This is a genomic window from Methanosphaera sp. BMS (genome assembly GCF_003268005.1).
GTDB lineage: Archaea > Methanobacteriota > Methanobacteria > Methanobacteriales > Methanobacteriaceae > Methanosphaera.
Window position 1 is genome coordinate 756,506 of sequence record NZ_CP014213.1, and the last position, 15,388, is coordinate 771,893.

Consider the following 15,388-nt stretch of genomic DNA (forward strand, 5'->3'; position numbering starts at 1 on the left):
ATGATAAATATAACCGTTGGTTATTAGGTTATATACGTAATTATTTTTATTAATTTTATGACATGCAATGTTTGTATGAATTATTTTTAAACCTTATGATAAAACATACTATAAGGAAATAAAAACACAAATTTAAACGTTTTCTGAACATTAATTTATGGAACTGGTTTAATGCTGTTGTAAAAAAATGAGAAAATAGGGGAGTTTAGTTTGTGATTTTTATCACTTTTGTCGTGTTTCTCTGTGAGTTGTATGCCAGTCTATCCTGTGTTATGACTTCTATGCTGGTGTAGTTTTTAGATTGAGGTACCGGTATGTTTTTAAGGTTTAACACTCCATCGGTTGTGTAGTAGTACTGTACATTTGTACCGTTTTTGAGAGTTACACCATTTATTTTTATTACAAGTTTGTTTGGTCCTGCTACTGTGTTTTTTAGGTAGTCTTTGATTGTTATTTTCATGGATAATGTGTGTGTCTTGTTGTTTATTGTAGCGTTGGCTAGGTTGATTGTGATGTTTGATCTTTCCACTTGGAAGGTTGGTGTTTTTGTCATGATGTTCTGGTAGTTTTTGTTGTAGAGTCCCACTTGTATGGTGTGATTTTTTGGTGTTAGTGTCTGCATATCTGTTACGCAGGATATTCCTAGTGGTATTGTGTAGTTTACTGTTGCCGTGCCATTTATTATCTTGACTTTAAGCATTTCTCCGTTGGCGTCCTTGAGTGTTATGCCGTTTATTTTGAAGTATACGTATTCGTCCTGGTATCGTGTTATGTTGCTTGTTTTTTTGCCGTTGGTGGTGTCATATATTTTAGCGGTTATCGTTAGTACTTGTCCCTGTTTGATTATCTTCTTGTTTGTAGTTACTTCTATTGTAGCGTTACGTTTGGATATATTTATACTTGCCGGGCTACTGGTTGATGCGTTGTATATTGTTGTACCAACGTAGTATGCTGTGATGTTTTTAGCATTGGTCATATTGATGTCTGGTATGATGGTGGCTGTTGCTACTCCATTTACTACTTTAACTTTAAGTGGGTTATTTGAACCGGTTAGTTTTCCGTTGTCTTTTATTGTTACGCCGTTTACTTTGAATATGAGGTTTCCTTCGTTTACATTGTTGCCGTTTGTATCGGTTACTGTTGCTTTGATGGTGAGTTTTTCTCCTATAACTCCAGTAGCTGGGTTAACTGTGGTTTGTGTTTTTATCTTGTTTTTCACGGTTATTCGGATGGTTTTTGTGCTGTTGTTGTATCTGCTGTCTCCAGCGTATGTTGCGGTTATGTTTTGTGTTTCAACTTTAGTAGGTGTGTAGGTTTGTGTTATTATTCCAGTATTGTTTGTTTTTGCCGTTACTGTTTTTCCGTTGATGTTTAGTGTTACTTGTTGATTTGCTAGTTTATTGTTATCTGCATCTGTTAGTGTCACGGTAATGGTTACTTGTGTGTTGTTTATTGGTGTGGTATTGGATACTTTTAGATCCAGTTTAGTGTTTATCTTTTTGACTGTTATAGTGGTTGTTGCTGTACTGTTAATGTATTTGCTATCTCCTTTATAGTTTGCGGTTATTGTCTGTTTTCCTAGTGTTGTTGGTGTGTATGTTTGTGTTGCTACACCGTTGCTATTGGTTTTAACATTGAATGTTTTACCTGCAACATTTAATGTAATGTTTTGATTTGCAATTGCTTTATTATCAGTATCTGTTAGTGTTGCTGTTATTGTAATGTTTGTATTGTTTACTGGTGTACTGTTGGATACTTTTACTAATAGTTTGGTGTTAATATTCTTAACGGTTATGGTGGTTGTTGCTGTACTGTTAATGTATTGGCTAGTTCCATTGTATGTTACGGTTATTGTTTGTTTTTCTACTTTGGTTGGCGTGTATGTTTGTGTTGCTACACCATTGCTATTGGTTTTTACATTTAATGTTTTATCACTTACTTTTATTGTAATGTTTTGGTTTGCTAGTTTGTTACCATTGGTATCTGTTAGTGTTACGGTTATGTTGATTGGTGTGTTGTTTATTGGTGTGGTGTTGGATACTTTTACAGATAGTTTGGTGTCTATTTTTATGATGTTTATTGTTGTTGTTTGTTCTGGACTGTTGTTGTGTTGACTGTCTCCATTATATGTAGCAGTTATTGTTTGTTTTCCTAGTGTTGTTGGTGTATAGTTTTGGGTTGCTACACCGTTGCTATTGGTTTTTATGTTGAATGTTTTATCGGCAACAGTTACTGTGATGTTTTGGTTTGCAAGTTTGTTACCAGTTGCATCTGTTAGTGTTGCTGTAATTGTAATGCTTGTACTGTTTACTGGTGTACTGTTGGATACTGTTAGTGTTAGTTTTGTGTCTATTTTATATACGTTTATTTGTGTTGTTGTTGTGTTCGTGTTGTACATATCGTTTCCAGGGTATGTGGCGGTGATTGTTTGTGTTTCAACTTTTTTAGGAGTGTAAGTTTGTGTTACTGTTCCTTTTTCGTTTGTGTTGAGGGTGAATGTTTCCTCGCCTATTGTGATTGTTATTGGCGTGTTGTTTAGTGTTTTATTGTTTTTGTCTTTTAGTGTTGCTGTTATGTTGATTGGTGTGCTATTTATTGGTGTATTATTGGATACTGTTAGTGTTAGTTGTGTGTCTATTTTGTTTGCGGTGATTTGTATTGTTGTGCTGTTTTCTTGGTATGGCTTGTTTGCCTTGTATGTTGCGGTTATTGTTGTTGTTTGGTTGTTTGTTGGCGTGTATTCTATACTTGCAATACCGTCCGTGTTTGTTGTTATCGTATTTGTCTGGTCTTTTATTGTTACGAGTATTTTTTGTCCTGGTAGTGTGTATCCTAGTTGGTCTTTTAGGGTGTAGGTTATGTTTATTGTATCATTTACGTATGGCTGTGTATTGTTTATGGTGGCTTCTATTGTCGTGTTTAACTGTTCATATTCTACATCAAATTCAAGAGTAGCACTAGCATCCTTATATACTGTGGATTCATTTGCATATTTTGCTTCAACTGTTATCGTGTCATTGCTATTTACAGTTACAGGATATATTAACTTACCGTTTTCACCTGTTAGATTATTATATGTTAGTAGAGTATCTGTTGTGTTTTTTATTGTTAGTGTTATGTTGGCATCTTTTACTCCATTTTTATCCACATCAAGTAATTCTACAGTTATGTTAAATGTTTTATTAACATATACCATCTCATCACTTTTACTTATATTAAGTGTCGTGTTTATTTTTTCAACAGGTATTAATATACTCTGGGTTGAGTAATTATAACTTGTTGTTTCAGGATGTGACGCATTTACTGTGATTGTTTGATTGTTTACTGGTATGTATTCCAGGTAGGCGATTCCATATTGGTTTGTTTGAAGTGTCTGTTCCTGATTGTTAATTTTTATGATTATTTGCTGATGTGATAGGTTTTTATTATTCATGTCTGTTAAGTGGAATGTTAAATTAATAACATCATATACATATGGATTAGTGTTATTAGATGATATTGTAAGTGTAGTGTTAACCTTCTCATCATAGAACACATTACCCACAACACGAGCACTACCCTGACCGGATGTAACTATGTATATTGTATTATTGTATACAGTTCTATCATCACCTATATTATCCTCTATTTTAACGTTTTGACTACCAGCTACTACTTTAATTGGCTCACCGTTTTGGGGTGCGTTGTTGGCTATGAAATAATTATCCTCAACAACCACAACACCCCACTCGTTGTATATTGCACCCCCATCTTGGTTTGCAGTGTTGTTTGTCAATGTAGAGTTAGAAATATTAAATGACCCATCATAGTTATCTATTGCACCTCCAAGACCAGTTCCATCATTAGGATTTCCTGCTTTGTTGTTTTCCAGTATGGAGTGTATGATTGTTAGCAAACCATTGTTTTCTATTGCACCCCCATCACTGCTTGCGGTGTTATTGTTGAGGTTGGATTGTGTTATGGTAAGATTACCCCCATAGTAGTTGTATATTGCACCTCCCTGTCCATCTTTTTGTCCTGTTGCTGTGTTATTGTTGAGGTTGGTGTTGTTTATGTTAAAAGTACCACTGCCTGTGTTGTATATTGCACCTCCAACTCCATATTGTCCTGTTGCGTTGTTTTGTGTGAGGTTGGATTGTGTTATGTTAATAGTACCACCGTTGTTGTATATTGCACCTCCAACTCCATATCCATCTCCATTTTGTCCTTGTCCTGTTGCTGTGTTTTGTGTGAGGTTGGATTGTGTTATGTTAATAGTACCAGTGTTGTATATTGCACCTCCATACTCATATCTTTGTCCTGTTGCCTTGTTTTGTGTGAGGTTGGATTGTGTTATGGTAAGATTACCACCTTCGTTGTTGTATATTGCACCTCCACGTCCATTTGTTTGTCCTGTTGCGGTGTTGTTGTTGAGGTTGGAGTCTATTATTGTTATGTTACCGTTGTTGTTGTTTATTGCTCCTCCATATTGTGCTGTGTTGTTTTTGAGTGTGCTGTTTATTATGGTTAAGTTTCCACCGTTGTCTATTGCTCCACCATATCCACCAGTGTTTTTGGCATTTATTATTGTGATGTTTTTAAGAATTACTGAAGAGCCACTATTAATATAAAATACTTGTGTTTGGTTTCCGTCTATGGTTTGTCCGTTACCGTCAATAGTAATTGTTATCGCCTGATTAAAAGTAATTGTACCGTTAGCTGTATATGTTTCTCCTGTTAGTGTTATAGTTGTATCTTCTGTTGCATCAGTTATTGTACTGTTAAGTGTAGTCCATGAATCTACTGTTGTATCTTTTTTTAGGTTATTTGTGTTTTTTTGTATGTTTTTTGTGGTTTTTGTCTGATTTGTATTCGTTTTTTGTTTTATATTTTCTACTGTATTTGTATCACTTGGTGATACTGTTGATTTTTCTTGTACTGCTTTTTCAAGTATTAGGGGTGTATCGCTAGTGGGTGTGTCTGCTTCGGTGGATACTTCATTTGCCGTTGCAACTCCCACTAAGAGTACTAATACTATGACAAATAACAGTACTTCTTTTATTTTTTTCATATTGAACTATCCTCCATTAGTTATAGTTTATTATGATACTCTATATGTGAAGTGGTGGTATTTAATATTTTTTAGAGTTTTTTATAAAAAAAGAAGTTAAATTAAATAGTAATATACTTATTAAAGAGTTTATATTCTGAAATTACTGATTTTTCTTAGAGCTGTTATGATTGTATCCGATGTATCTTTTTTCTATGATTATTTAATGGATAGACATGATTAATCATGATAATTAGGGGGTGAATATTATCTTTTTTTTTTATACAATGAGTATTGGACAAAACTCTTAAATTACTTATTTTATCTTAATTTTCCATATTTATTCTTATTTTAGTTTTTTAATGGTGTATTGTTCTTTTTTTATTTTAGTTTTATTATTTTTTTAATTATTTTTATTTTTTTATTAATTTTTTTCTGCGTGTATTTTGCTTGTTTTTGATAGTTACAGTTAGTTTTATATATTATTTTTATATAAATAATTATAATTATTTAATATTTAATATAAGTAGTTAGTTAGTCTTTAAACTAAGTATTAATGTTTATTTAATTGTATTTTTATATTTTGATTATATTTTGTTAGATTTATTAAATATTATATGGTTGGGTGTTTATGTTATGTATTCTGAAGTTTTTGATGAAAAGAAACGTTTGTTACGTGAGCGTGGTTTGATTAGTTTTGTTTTGGATGATGATTTGTTGTTTTTTATCAAGTTTTTTGTTGAGAATTATTGTCAGGAAATTTGTGGTTATTTTGAGCAAAAAGGAACTGGACGTCCTCGTTATCCAATTGAAAACATGCTTGGATTGCTTTTATATGCTTATTGTAATAAAGTATTTTCTCCGAAGGACATAGAGAGCAATTCACGTACTAATATTCCTTATATGGTGTTGATGGATGGGTTAACACCATCTAGTCGTAGTATTAGTCGTTATCGTTTTGTTTTAGGTTGTTATTATAAGTCTATTCTTTCTAGAACATTGCAGTTGGCTGTTGATTTGGGTTTAACAGATTTTGATCATGTAGCAATTGATGGTACAATTATTAAAGCATATAACAGTAGTTTTAATGTTATTCGTAAAGTAGATGTTAATCGTTTAATTAAAATACTAGAAAATGATAATCATGATGAAGAGATTATAAATAAGTTAAGAAAACCTGCTTATAATTTGTTAAATAGTGATATGAAGTTAAAAGAAAAACTTGACTTTTTATATCATTTGAAAGAAGAATTAAAAAGTAGTGGGCAAAAAACTGTGGCATTGTATGATAGTGAAGCTCGTTGGATGTTAAACAAAAAAGGAAAAAAAGAAATATCATACAATCTTCAAACAGCAGTAGACTACACAAGCAAACTAATATTAGCTATTCATGTTTCCAATCACCCTACTGACCATTATCAACTACCACCAACACTAACCAAAGCCATACAAAATAGTCCAGTACCATTAAATAAAATAAGTGCCGATACAGGATACCATAACGAAGTAAGCAGCAGCATACTACAAAAATACGAACTAGATGGATATATAGTTAACAGAAAACAAACCAAAGACCACAAAAAACAATACAATTCCAACCCATTCCATAAAGATAATATGATAGAAATTGAAGGAACTAATGCATTTTTATGCTTTAATAATGAACTACTAACATTCAAATACCAATACGTAGTTAATAACAAAAATAAAAAGAAACAAGAAGACCCATATGAAATAAAAAGAATATTCAACAATCCCGAAGCATGTTACATCTGCCCATACAAAAAATTATGCTTCACTGACTCACATACACACAGACAAGTAACAGAATATGGATCAGAATACACACAACAGATGAAATACAAACTCGAAACCATCGAAGGAAAAGAAGAATACAAAAAAAGATCCAAAACAGTAGAAGCACCATTCGGAACATTCAAACAACAATACCACATCAACAAACTACCATTTATCAAAACACAAAACATAGAAAACAACATAAACCTATACAGCATAACATACAATATAAAACGAATAATAAACATGATAGAACTAGAATTAGATGTAAATAAAGAATATCAAACATTTAAAAAAGAAAAAATAAAAGAATATCAATTATAAAAAAAATAGAACATTTACTAACCTCCTCAAAAAACACACCCTCTTTTTTTACAAACACCTAATAAAACAAATAAAAATATAACAATGTTAATTATTTTAATAAAAAATCTAAATAAACACAAAAAATAAGGAAAAAATGATGAAAAAACTCCAATAAAATATCAACATTGATAAAATAATAATATTCAAAAATAGGTTAAAACAAGAAAACAAGAAAATATAAAACGATTAAGCAGAAAATAAAAGAATAAAAAGTTTTGTCATATACTCACAATTTTCCTGGCGTATAATTATTTGTGTTTTTGTTCATTTTGTAAGTCCAATCAGCATATTTTATATTTTTTATTATTTTTCTTGTTTTAGTAATATTTTGTTTAGTTTATGTTATTTTTTGTATGTATCTGTTTATTTTGTTCTTCTTCTTTTCTTGTGTTTTGTCGCATATTATATTAATATACGATCAAATCCAAGATATGAATGATTAATACTAAAAGTAAACAAGTCGGTGAAAGGAATGAGGTTATTATTAATATATTAATTTTTTAAACTAAAAACTATATAATTTCTACTTTAAAATAACAATAAGTATTTATTATGAATTTGGTAAAAGAAGGCAAAGTTATGAATGGAAAAAAAATGTAAAAAACCAAAATAACTCGTTCGGAACCATTTATACAAGAAAATTTAAGAGTTATATGTGCCCCATGAATTTGTGGGAGTTATGGCCGATAACAAGAAGTCATTGAATGATAACAGCAAGATATGGATGAAGCATAGCAAGGATAGGATATGATCTTATCATTTACAATGTGGAAATTTAACTAGATTTATCATGATTCCATGATTAATGTCGTCAGGTTAAGATTTCGTTCTTTATGTAAAATATTTCAATTTAATTTTAACTTATTTTTATGAAACTGATGAAAAAGAAACATTAATAACAAATTTACCACAAGAAACTATGGGTAAAGAACAATTAAAAGAAATATATTTATGAAAACTAATGGTTACATGCTTTTTGCTTATTTTATTTTTTGTATGGTTATTGTATAACTAATATATTATTCGGAGAAAAATGATACAATATATTTCTAGTTGGGAGTTGGAATAATATTAAAATTACGGGCTATAATTAATATGGATATTTAAATAAGATATCAAATTATCATGGTTAAATATAATTAAATTAAATAGTAGTTTCTAATTTAATATTTTTTGGATAGATTATCAGCATGTTCTCTATCATTTTTGGTGTTTACATTTTTTTGTGGGAACGTTTTGGTTTTGTGGGTTCAAAAGAGCATATATGCTTTGTTTTTGTGGGAACAATACTGATTTGTATGTACACCATATTTCAAATGTGTTCTACTAACCATTATATGGTTGTATATGTGTTAAATATTCATTCAGATACTCCTGATTTTACTGTTTACAATACAAAATCACCCAATATATACTAACTTAACGACACTACAAAATATATTAAAAATATCTATCATGGAAACTAAAAGAACAAGCAAATATGGGACTATTAATTATTTTAAAATTGAAAAATAGAACAACTGATTAGATAGGACGTAGCATCGAATGACAAGATATGATAATTTCATAATTCTTGCACACTCCATTATAATAAAATAAAAAATAAATACGTAAAAATAATAAAAAAGATTAGTCTTCAATGAGAGTTGTCGCACATCCTCAATAAAATACAAAAAAATGCTAAGACAATCCCATAACACAAAAACTACATCAATATTAAAAACAAAAGGATTATTAAAAGAAAATTACAAAACTAAAAAAAATAATATTGTCCACAATCGGTTAATAGAAAAAGAATATAATAAGAAGTCTATAGAACATAGGTCAAAATTATTAATTTTAAGAATTTAATGATTATCATCAGTCCAATACCACCTAAAAGTCCAGTCGATAATCTTAAATAGTTATTGCTGTGTCGGAAATCAAACAACTGAGTCGTTCCATCCAAGACAGTAGGAATACATAATAAGATACCGAATAATACGTATTCGGGTGTGTAGACTATTGGAACATGATATGCATAGACTGTATATAGTATCATGGTTGTATAGAAGCCTGTGCATCTGGCACAAAGTGGAAACTGATGTCCTCTAATAAAGAATGAACGTTCAGGTTTTCTGTGACATATTAAATTTAAAAAATTCATTATAATCCCATTAATATAATCTCTGTTAAAAAAAAAATAATTGAAAGGGAAATTTTAAAAATTTATTCAAGAATGGATCCATATACTGAAGGAACAGTATTACTACCACCTATTTTGGTTGTATATGAATAACTGCCACCACAAACACCATAAACAGTTACCCAATCGTCTTCAACGAAGTTTGTATCATTATAATATTCAACATAAGCCAGTTGATCATATTGGTCATTTACATACATCAATAGGTAATTACCACCACTATTTCCTTCGGATATTTGCATAATTCTACCCCGAAGTTTTATATTATCTCCATAATATTTGTCCGGATTCTTATTTAATTCCTTATAATTAATTTCCTTACAGTCTGCCTTGTTGAATGAACTTAAAATGTTTCCGGTGGTGTTATATCCAGAATCACTACTGGTAGATAATGAACCTTTATCGGAAATACCACCCATAAGGCTACCAACTATCAATATACCAATACAACATAATAGGATTACTCCTATAATCTTTATAGGTAGTGATAAATTTGATATTTTATCCAACATTGAACCGCCCGATTTACCGGTATTTTGATTAGTACTTTGTTGTTGACTGTTTACCTGAGGTTGATTATTTACCTGCTGGTTATTATTGATTGGCGGCAATCTGTTTGTTCTTGGCTGATTGAAAGTATGTTTTTCTTCATCAATACGTCGTGGATCATTTTGTCCCCGTGGTTGGTCAATACCCTGGGAGGTATTGACTTTTGGCTGATTGAAAGTATGTTCCTGTTCATCGATACGTCGTGGATCATTTTGTCCTCGCTGATTATAATTTTGCTGCTGGAAATCACCTATACCGGAAGTGGTTAACTGTTGTCCACATTCGGAACAAAATTTATCATCATCCTCATTCAGTGATCCACAGTTTAAACATTTAATCATATTATCACCAAAACCCTCTTGTAGGCTAAATTTAATTAATAAATTAAAGTTATATTATCATAAAATTAACCTCCAACTTAATATCTTTACAAATATTAAATTAAATCGTTAATCTTATATTCTTGATTATATTTTTTATATTATAAATATTGTTTTATGATATTTGTGTTGGGTCTTGAGATTTCCAAAAACAAATACTTCAAATTCTTTCCATGATAATTATTGAAAATGGCTACAATAAAATAATGGATGAACTATTGAGTATTGAAATAATAATGGATAAGATAAAGCAATGTATTTTTCACATCATTTCGAATAATTCTGCTAGCGATTAACCCAGAATATGTAGATGAGGTAAAATTATAATTTCATTAAAAATTCGTGAAAAGAAAGGTTATTTTCAAGTAAAATATAAGTGAATATATAAGAATTAATGATTAAGAAAAAAAGTAAAAAAAAAGTAAAGGTTTAAAAAATAAGTAAGTGATAAAAAAGCTTTATACTTATAAGTTAGCTAAAGCTTCTTTAACTGCTTCAATATCATCTGATACTTCAACAGTTGCATCCACTGGTTCTAAGTGTTTGATGTTACATCTTTTGTTTTTAACTTCATTTCCAACGATTTCAACGAAGTTTTCATCAATAACGTCTACGATAACACATTTTTTCCCAGATTCTCTTCCTGCGATTTTAACACATACTCTTCCTTTTTCTATTGCTGGCATATTTCTCACCTATTTATTTTTTTCTTTAATACAATTTATAATAATGTTAACAGTAGCTTCAGAATCAAAGGTATCCGTGTTGATGACTATATCATATAATGACAAGTCATCAATGTTAATACCATGAATTTCCTTGTATCTTTTTCTTTCACTATCTGTTCTTTCTTTAATCTCACGATTAACCGTATCTATGCTTTTAGCTTCTCTGTAACTGATACGTTCTGCACGAATGTTATCCGGAGCCATGAGCCATATACGATAATCGGCATCAACAAAGTGTGCCGATATACGTCCTTCAACAATTAAATCGTCAGCTTCGGCGGCCATCTCGGCCTGCCTTTTATCAAGGGCTTTGTCAATATCATCATTACCTTCAGCAAACTCGCTGAATTCAAGTAAGTCCATATTATATTCAACCGCCATTTTCCTAAAAACATCCCCTGCAGAAATGTAAGGAATGTCTAATTTTTCAGATAGATTAATAGCCGCTGTAGACGTTCCTGTTCCTGCAAGTCCACCTATAGTAATAATCATAATTTTCTTGCCTCTTCTTTGAATAACTGTTTAGTACAGTTGGTACATAAATTTCCACCATATGGTCTGTTAGGTCTTCTTTGGTTTTTGGATAATTTCCTAATTTCATATGGTCTTCCACGTGGTACTGCATCTAAAACTTTACCACATTTTGCACATACATGTTTTGAAGGTTTCTTCTTATTGTAATGTACTACTCTTCTTCCTCCAGGAACTCTTTTAGCTCGTTTTTTGAATGTTCCTGTTCTATATCTTGGTGCAGTCATATTAGTCCTCCTATTTAATCAATCTTATTAAGTTTAGTAATTTTGCCCCTTTAACTTAATATTAATATCTAATGTAGTATATATCCTAAGATACTATTAAATATTATTAAACTATACGGTTTTTAAACCGAGTAGTCTTCTGAATACAAATGAAAAAGCAAATGAGCATAAGATGTACCATCCAAAGAAATTGATGGTCAACGGATTTGCTTGAGTCCAGAAGATATTCCAGATAGGCATTAGCAATAGGTAATATTGTGACTGTGATATGTTTATTACCATATGGCTAATTGTATGATTACCCACCATACCATAGAATACAAGTAATATAGGTATCATGGTAATTAGTGTAGGCTTAAACTGCATAGTCATTAAATCCTTTTGTTTAGGCATGAAGTCCATCTGTTTTTTCTGAACCTTAGCCAATGCCTTTGGATCACCTGACTTTTGAGCCTGTCGTAATTCATTCTGCAACTCTTTCATTTCACCTTGTATTTCTTCCATTTTATCATAATCTATAAGTAATTTCTGAAGAATTACTATAAAAAATGCAATTAATGCCGCAATTATTAATACCGTTATCAATGGATTTGATGGATTAGGATCAATTGCTATAATTGGATTTAATATTGAATCGAGATAAGACATGTCTATACTCCACATTATGATAAAATATCAACAATTTCAGATACTGCATCATCCAAACCGTTGTCGTGGTTTTGTACTATAGCCACTGTTGCACCGGTTAGCACCGCATAACTCATAGCCGTTGATTTTGCCACTGATTGATGTAAGTCTATTTCATCTGTATACTCCATGTCACGTACACGGGTATCATCAGTCATTCTTCTGTACATGATTTCACTGGCGTCTGCTTCAACCAATATGAATTGTGTCGGTTGTAGTTGTTCTAAAACCCATATTGGTAATCCAGGTAGGAAACCTTTTGGTGTTTTAATTGAACAATGGGTATCGATGATAACATTATCGTTTTCTGCCATTTTATGGATTCTTTCAGCTGCTTGTTTTTGCACGTCTTTTTGTATTTCAGGATTTAGTTTACGCATGTCGTCACGTGTTTCCACTAAACCTTTTTCACTTGCAATATCAAACATTACATTTCCATAATTGATGTTAACATAATCTACTTTTTTTAATACTTCATTTAATACAGTTGTACTACCTGTACCAGGTATACCTGCAAGTACTACTATGTTCATCATTATCACTTCAATAATTTCTCTATATTTTATTAAAGGAGTGAATGGTTTTAAACCTATTCATCTCCTAAGAATCTTCTTAACATTGGATTTACATCCATCAGCTGTTCCTTAGCTATTTCCTCATATAACTTGTAAACAACACCTACAGTAAGAAGTACACCAGTACCTCCACCTAATGCACCGGTCAGGTCTGCTGCAAATGCAAGTAAACCTACGAATGCACCACCTAATACAGTGATGGTTGGGATGTATTTGTTAAGTATTCTTTTGAATTGCACTTTACTACTTCTGAAACCAGGTACCTGAACACCCATGTTTGACAATTGATTTGCCACTTTATCCGGTCCGATACCACTTATTTCTACCCATAGCAATGCAAATAGTATTGAAAGTCCTATAAATACAATTCCGTATATTAACACTTTCAATGGATCAGTTACTAGTATGGAAATATTTGAAGGTGTTGTTAAGTAATAAGCTATACCGCTTATTGCCTGACCCTGTGATACTTCCCCTAATATTGGAAATCCTGCTGATTGGAATAATCCTGCAAATAATTGTACATTTAATAGTAATGCACTTGTTAATATAACAGGCATGTTACTTGCATATACAAATTTTAAAGGATATTTGGATCTTGCTCCTTTTACTCCACCATAGGATAATGGAATTTCAACTCTCATACATTCAGCATATACTACAACCAGGAATACTACGATTGTAGCTATTACAGGTATCAGTAAGTTAAACTGTGGTTGTCCTGTCATGAGTGAATAAATGAAGTTTGGTATTCTACCTGCCGGTACTGATGAACCGGTTGCTGGTAGGAAGTTTAATGCTCCAACTAATATTTGCTGGCTTACTCCTGCAGCAATGAATAATCCGATACCACTACCGAATCCCCATTTACTTACTACTTCATCCAAGTAGATGATGATAATTCCACCTAATACCATCTGAATTATGAGTATTAAAGTATAGTCTCCACTGATTGGAGGGAGTGAACCTGTTAGTACAAGTACCGCTCCTTCAAACAATGTGAAGATAATTGCTAATAATTTTTGTGTTCCTTGGAATGCAGCTTTATCTTCCTGAGTAGATAAATCTAAATCAATCAGCTTACCACCGACTAATAACTGCATTACAATTGATGCTGTAACTATTGGACCAATACCTAAGGTAAGTATTGAACCGAAGCTACCTGCCATTACTGATCTTAACTGTGCGAATTGATCTATAGCCGTAGGGCTAAGACCGTATAGTGATACTTCAGTAAGTATGAAGTATAACACTAATATGATTCCTGTCCATTTTAATTTATCTTTGAATCCAAGTTTTCTTTCAGGATTTGTAACTTGGGGTAGGATAGAATAAAATGGTTTTATACTGTCTAGTGCTGACATAATTTCCCCTATGGATTAGATATTATCTAACTGTTACAGAAATTTGCTTATATAATTTCTGCTACACCACCGGCTTCTTCAATTTTAGCTATTGCACTTTTTGAAAACATAGGTGATTTAATTACCATTGAAGTAGATAAATTACCTTTACCTAATACTTTATTGTATCCTAATTCAGTAACATCTAAAACAATTTGTCCATCTTCTTCTACAGCTATATCTTCTGCTAGGAATTTTTGGATTTCATTGTCAATGAATGATAGGTTGATAGCCTTGAATTTTTGGATAGTTTTTTGAGGACGTTTAAATCCATATTTACCAAAGTGGTTAGGATCGTTTATGACCATCCAAGTCCAGTGATGTTTGTTTCCACCTGCTTGTCCACGACCTCCACGGTGTCCTGCACCTCTTCTTTTCTTAGTACATCCTCCACCGACAGATCTTGAACCTCGTAGTTTTCTGATTTTTCTTGTTTTCCTAATCATTTTAACACCTGCAATTAGATCATTTTTAAGAGTAATTCATTAATATTTTCTGACCTGTAACCAAGGGAGCCACCTTCATTGAAGGATTTTTTAGTGCCTTCATATCCTTTTCTAGGTGGGTTTAAACGGAATAATGGTTTTAAACCACATTCTTTGAGTGTTGTTTCTTCATTGAATATAGCTACAGCCATTTCTTCAACTGTAGAATAGTCAGTGTTTTCTTGAACATACTCATCAGTAACTCTTTTGTTACCAGGAAGTCTTCCTCTTTCTGATACTAATTTTATTAGAGTTTCTTCAGAAATTTCTCCCCATGTTATGTAATCTTTACCTTTTTGTAACATTCCTTTGTAACTAGGTGTTTCCGGAATGAGTACACAATGGCTGATTCTTGTAAGGTTTAACATGTCAAGATTGTCAGCTATTTTTCTTTTGATTCCTGTTCTTCCACGAATTCTTGTAACTGCATACATATTTACACCTCA

The 15,388-nt window shown here is 31.7% G+C and carries 12 protein-coding genes; 1 reads left to right on the top strand and 11 read right to left on the bottom strand.

What is annotated here, in order from left to right; translation table 11 throughout:
* Positions 1-205 precede the first annotated feature (205 nt).
* A complete protein-coding gene (locus AW729_RS02595) occupies positions 206-5,050 on the bottom strand; it encodes an S-layer family protein (RefSeq protein WP_112123626.1) in 4,845 nt (1,614 codons plus the stop codon).
* 615 nt (positions 5,051-5,665) lie between these two features.
* Between AW729_RS02595 and AW729_RS02600 the strand changes: the two genes are divergently transcribed.
* Positions 5,666-7,150 (top strand): transposase, encoded by a 1,485-nt coding sequence (locus AW729_RS02600; RefSeq protein ID WP_112123168.1) that lies wholly within the window; start codon positions 5,666-5,668, stop codon positions 7,148-7,150.
* A gap of 1,852 nt (positions 7,151-9,002) precedes the next feature.
* Here the strand turns inward: AW729_RS02600 and AW729_RS02605 are convergent.
* The 10 genes from AW729_RS02605 to rpmD form a co-directional block, all read right to left on the bottom strand.
* A complete protein-coding gene (locus tag AW729_RS02605) occupies positions 9,003-9,338 on the bottom strand; it encodes a DUF2085 domain-containing protein (protein ID WP_112123627.1) in 336 nt (111 codons plus the stop codon).
* Between the two features lie 62 nt (positions 9,339-9,400).
* Positions 9,401-10,267, bottom strand: a complete 867-nt coding sequence (locus tag AW729_RS02610) for a zinc ribbon domain-containing protein (protein ID WP_112123628.1) — start codon at positions 10,265-10,267, stop codon at positions 9,401-9,403.
* A 503-nt stretch (positions 10,268-10,770) separates the two neighbouring features.
* Positions 10,771-10,992 carry a 50S ribosomal protein L14e gene (locus AW729_RS02615; RefSeq protein ID WP_112123629.1) on the bottom strand — a complete coding sequence of 74 codons (222 nt, stop codon included), beginning with the start codon at positions 10,990-10,992 and terminating at the stop codon, positions 10,771-10,773.
* A gap of 9 nt (positions 10,993-11,001) precedes the next feature.
* Positions 11,002-11,526 carry a (d)CMP kinase gene (gene cmk / locus AW729_RS02620; protein ID WP_112123630.1) on the bottom strand — a complete coding sequence of 175 codons (525 nt, stop codon included), beginning with the start codon at positions 11,524-11,526 and terminating at the stop codon, positions 11,002-11,004.
* The gene (locus tag AW729_RS02625; protein WP_112123631.1) at positions 11,523-11,792 is read right to left on the bottom strand and encodes a 50S ribosomal protein L34e; all 270 of its coding nucleotides are present in this window, start codon (positions 11,790-11,792) and stop codon (positions 11,523-11,525) included. Before AW729_RS02625 ends, cmk begins: the two co-directional genes overlap by 4 nt.
* Positions 11,793-11,903: 111 nt before the next feature.
* The gene (locus AW729_RS02630) at positions 11,904-12,440 is read right to left on the bottom strand and encodes a DUF106 domain-containing protein (RefSeq protein ID WP_112123632.1); all 537 of its coding nucleotides are present in this window, start codon (positions 12,438-12,440) and stop codon (positions 11,904-11,906) included.
* A gap of 14 nt (positions 12,441-12,454) precedes the next feature.
* On the bottom strand, positions 12,455-13,012 hold the full coding sequence (locus AW729_RS02635) for an adenylate kinase (RefSeq protein WP_112123633.1): 558 nt from the start codon (positions 13,010-13,012) through the stop codon (positions 12,455-12,457).
* Between the two features lie 56 nt (positions 13,013-13,068).
* Complete coding sequence (secY, locus tag AW729_RS02640) at positions 13,069-14,418, bottom strand: preprotein translocase subunit SecY (protein ID WP_112123634.1); 1,350 nt, start codon at positions 14,416-14,418, stop codon at positions 13,069-13,071.
* Positions 14,419-14,465: 47 nt separating this feature from the next.
* Positions 14,466-14,903, bottom strand: a complete 438-nt coding sequence (locus tag AW729_RS02645; RefSeq protein WP_112123635.1) for an uL15m family ribosomal protein — start codon at positions 14,901-14,903, stop codon at positions 14,466-14,468.
* Between the two features lie 14 nt (positions 14,904-14,917).
* Entirely contained in the window at positions 14,918-15,376 is a 459-nt protein-coding gene (gene rpmD, locus AW729_RS02650) for a 50S ribosomal protein L30 (RefSeq protein WP_112123636.1), read from the bottom strand.
* Positions 15,377-15,388 lie beyond the last annotated feature (12 nt).

Bases quoted from the DNA above. Each gene is read 5' to 3' on its own strand.
- AW729_RS02595 (WP_112123626.1), bottom strand. From the start codon at position 5,050: ATGAAAAAAATAAAAGAAGTACTGTTATTTGTCATAGTATTAGTACTC.
- AW729_RS02600 (WP_112123168.1), top strand. From the start codon at position 5,666: ATGTATTCTGAAGTTTTTGATGAAAAGAAACGTTTGTTACGTGAGCGT.
- AW729_RS02605 (WP_112123627.1), bottom strand. From the start codon at position 9,338: ATGAATTTTTTAAATTTAATATGTCACAGAAAACCTGAACGTTCATTC.
- AW729_RS02610 (WP_112123628.1), bottom strand. From the start codon at position 10,267: ATGATTAAATGTTTAAACTGTGGATCACTGAATGAGGATGATGATAAA.
- AW729_RS02615 (WP_112123629.1), bottom strand. From the start codon at position 10,992: ATGCCAGCAATAGAAAAAGGAAGAGTATGTGTTAAAATCGCAGGAAGA.
- cmk (WP_112123630.1), bottom strand. From the start codon at position 11,526: ATGATTATTACTATAGGTGGACTTGCAGGAACAGGAACGTCTACAGCG.
- AW729_RS02625 (WP_112123631.1), bottom strand. From the start codon at position 11,792: ATGACTGCACCAAGATATAGAACAGGAACATTCAAAAAACGAGCTAAA.
- AW729_RS02630 (WP_112123632.1), bottom strand. From the start codon at position 12,440: ATGTCTTATCTCGATTCAATATTAAATCCAATTATAGCAATTGATCCT.
- AW729_RS02635 (WP_112123633.1), bottom strand. From the start codon at position 13,012: ATGAACATAGTAGTACTTGCAGGTATACCTGGTACAGGTAGTACAACT.
- secY (WP_112123634.1), bottom strand. From the start codon at position 14,418: ATGTCAGCACTAGACAGTATAAAACCATTTTATTCTATCCTACCCCAA.
- AW729_RS02645 (WP_112123635.1), bottom strand. From the start codon at position 14,903: ATGATTAGGAAAACAAGAAAAATCAGAAAACTACGAGGTTCAAGATCT.
- rpmD (WP_112123636.1), bottom strand. From the start codon at position 15,376: ATGTATGCAGTTACAAGAATTCGTGGAAGAACAGGAATCAAAAGAAAA.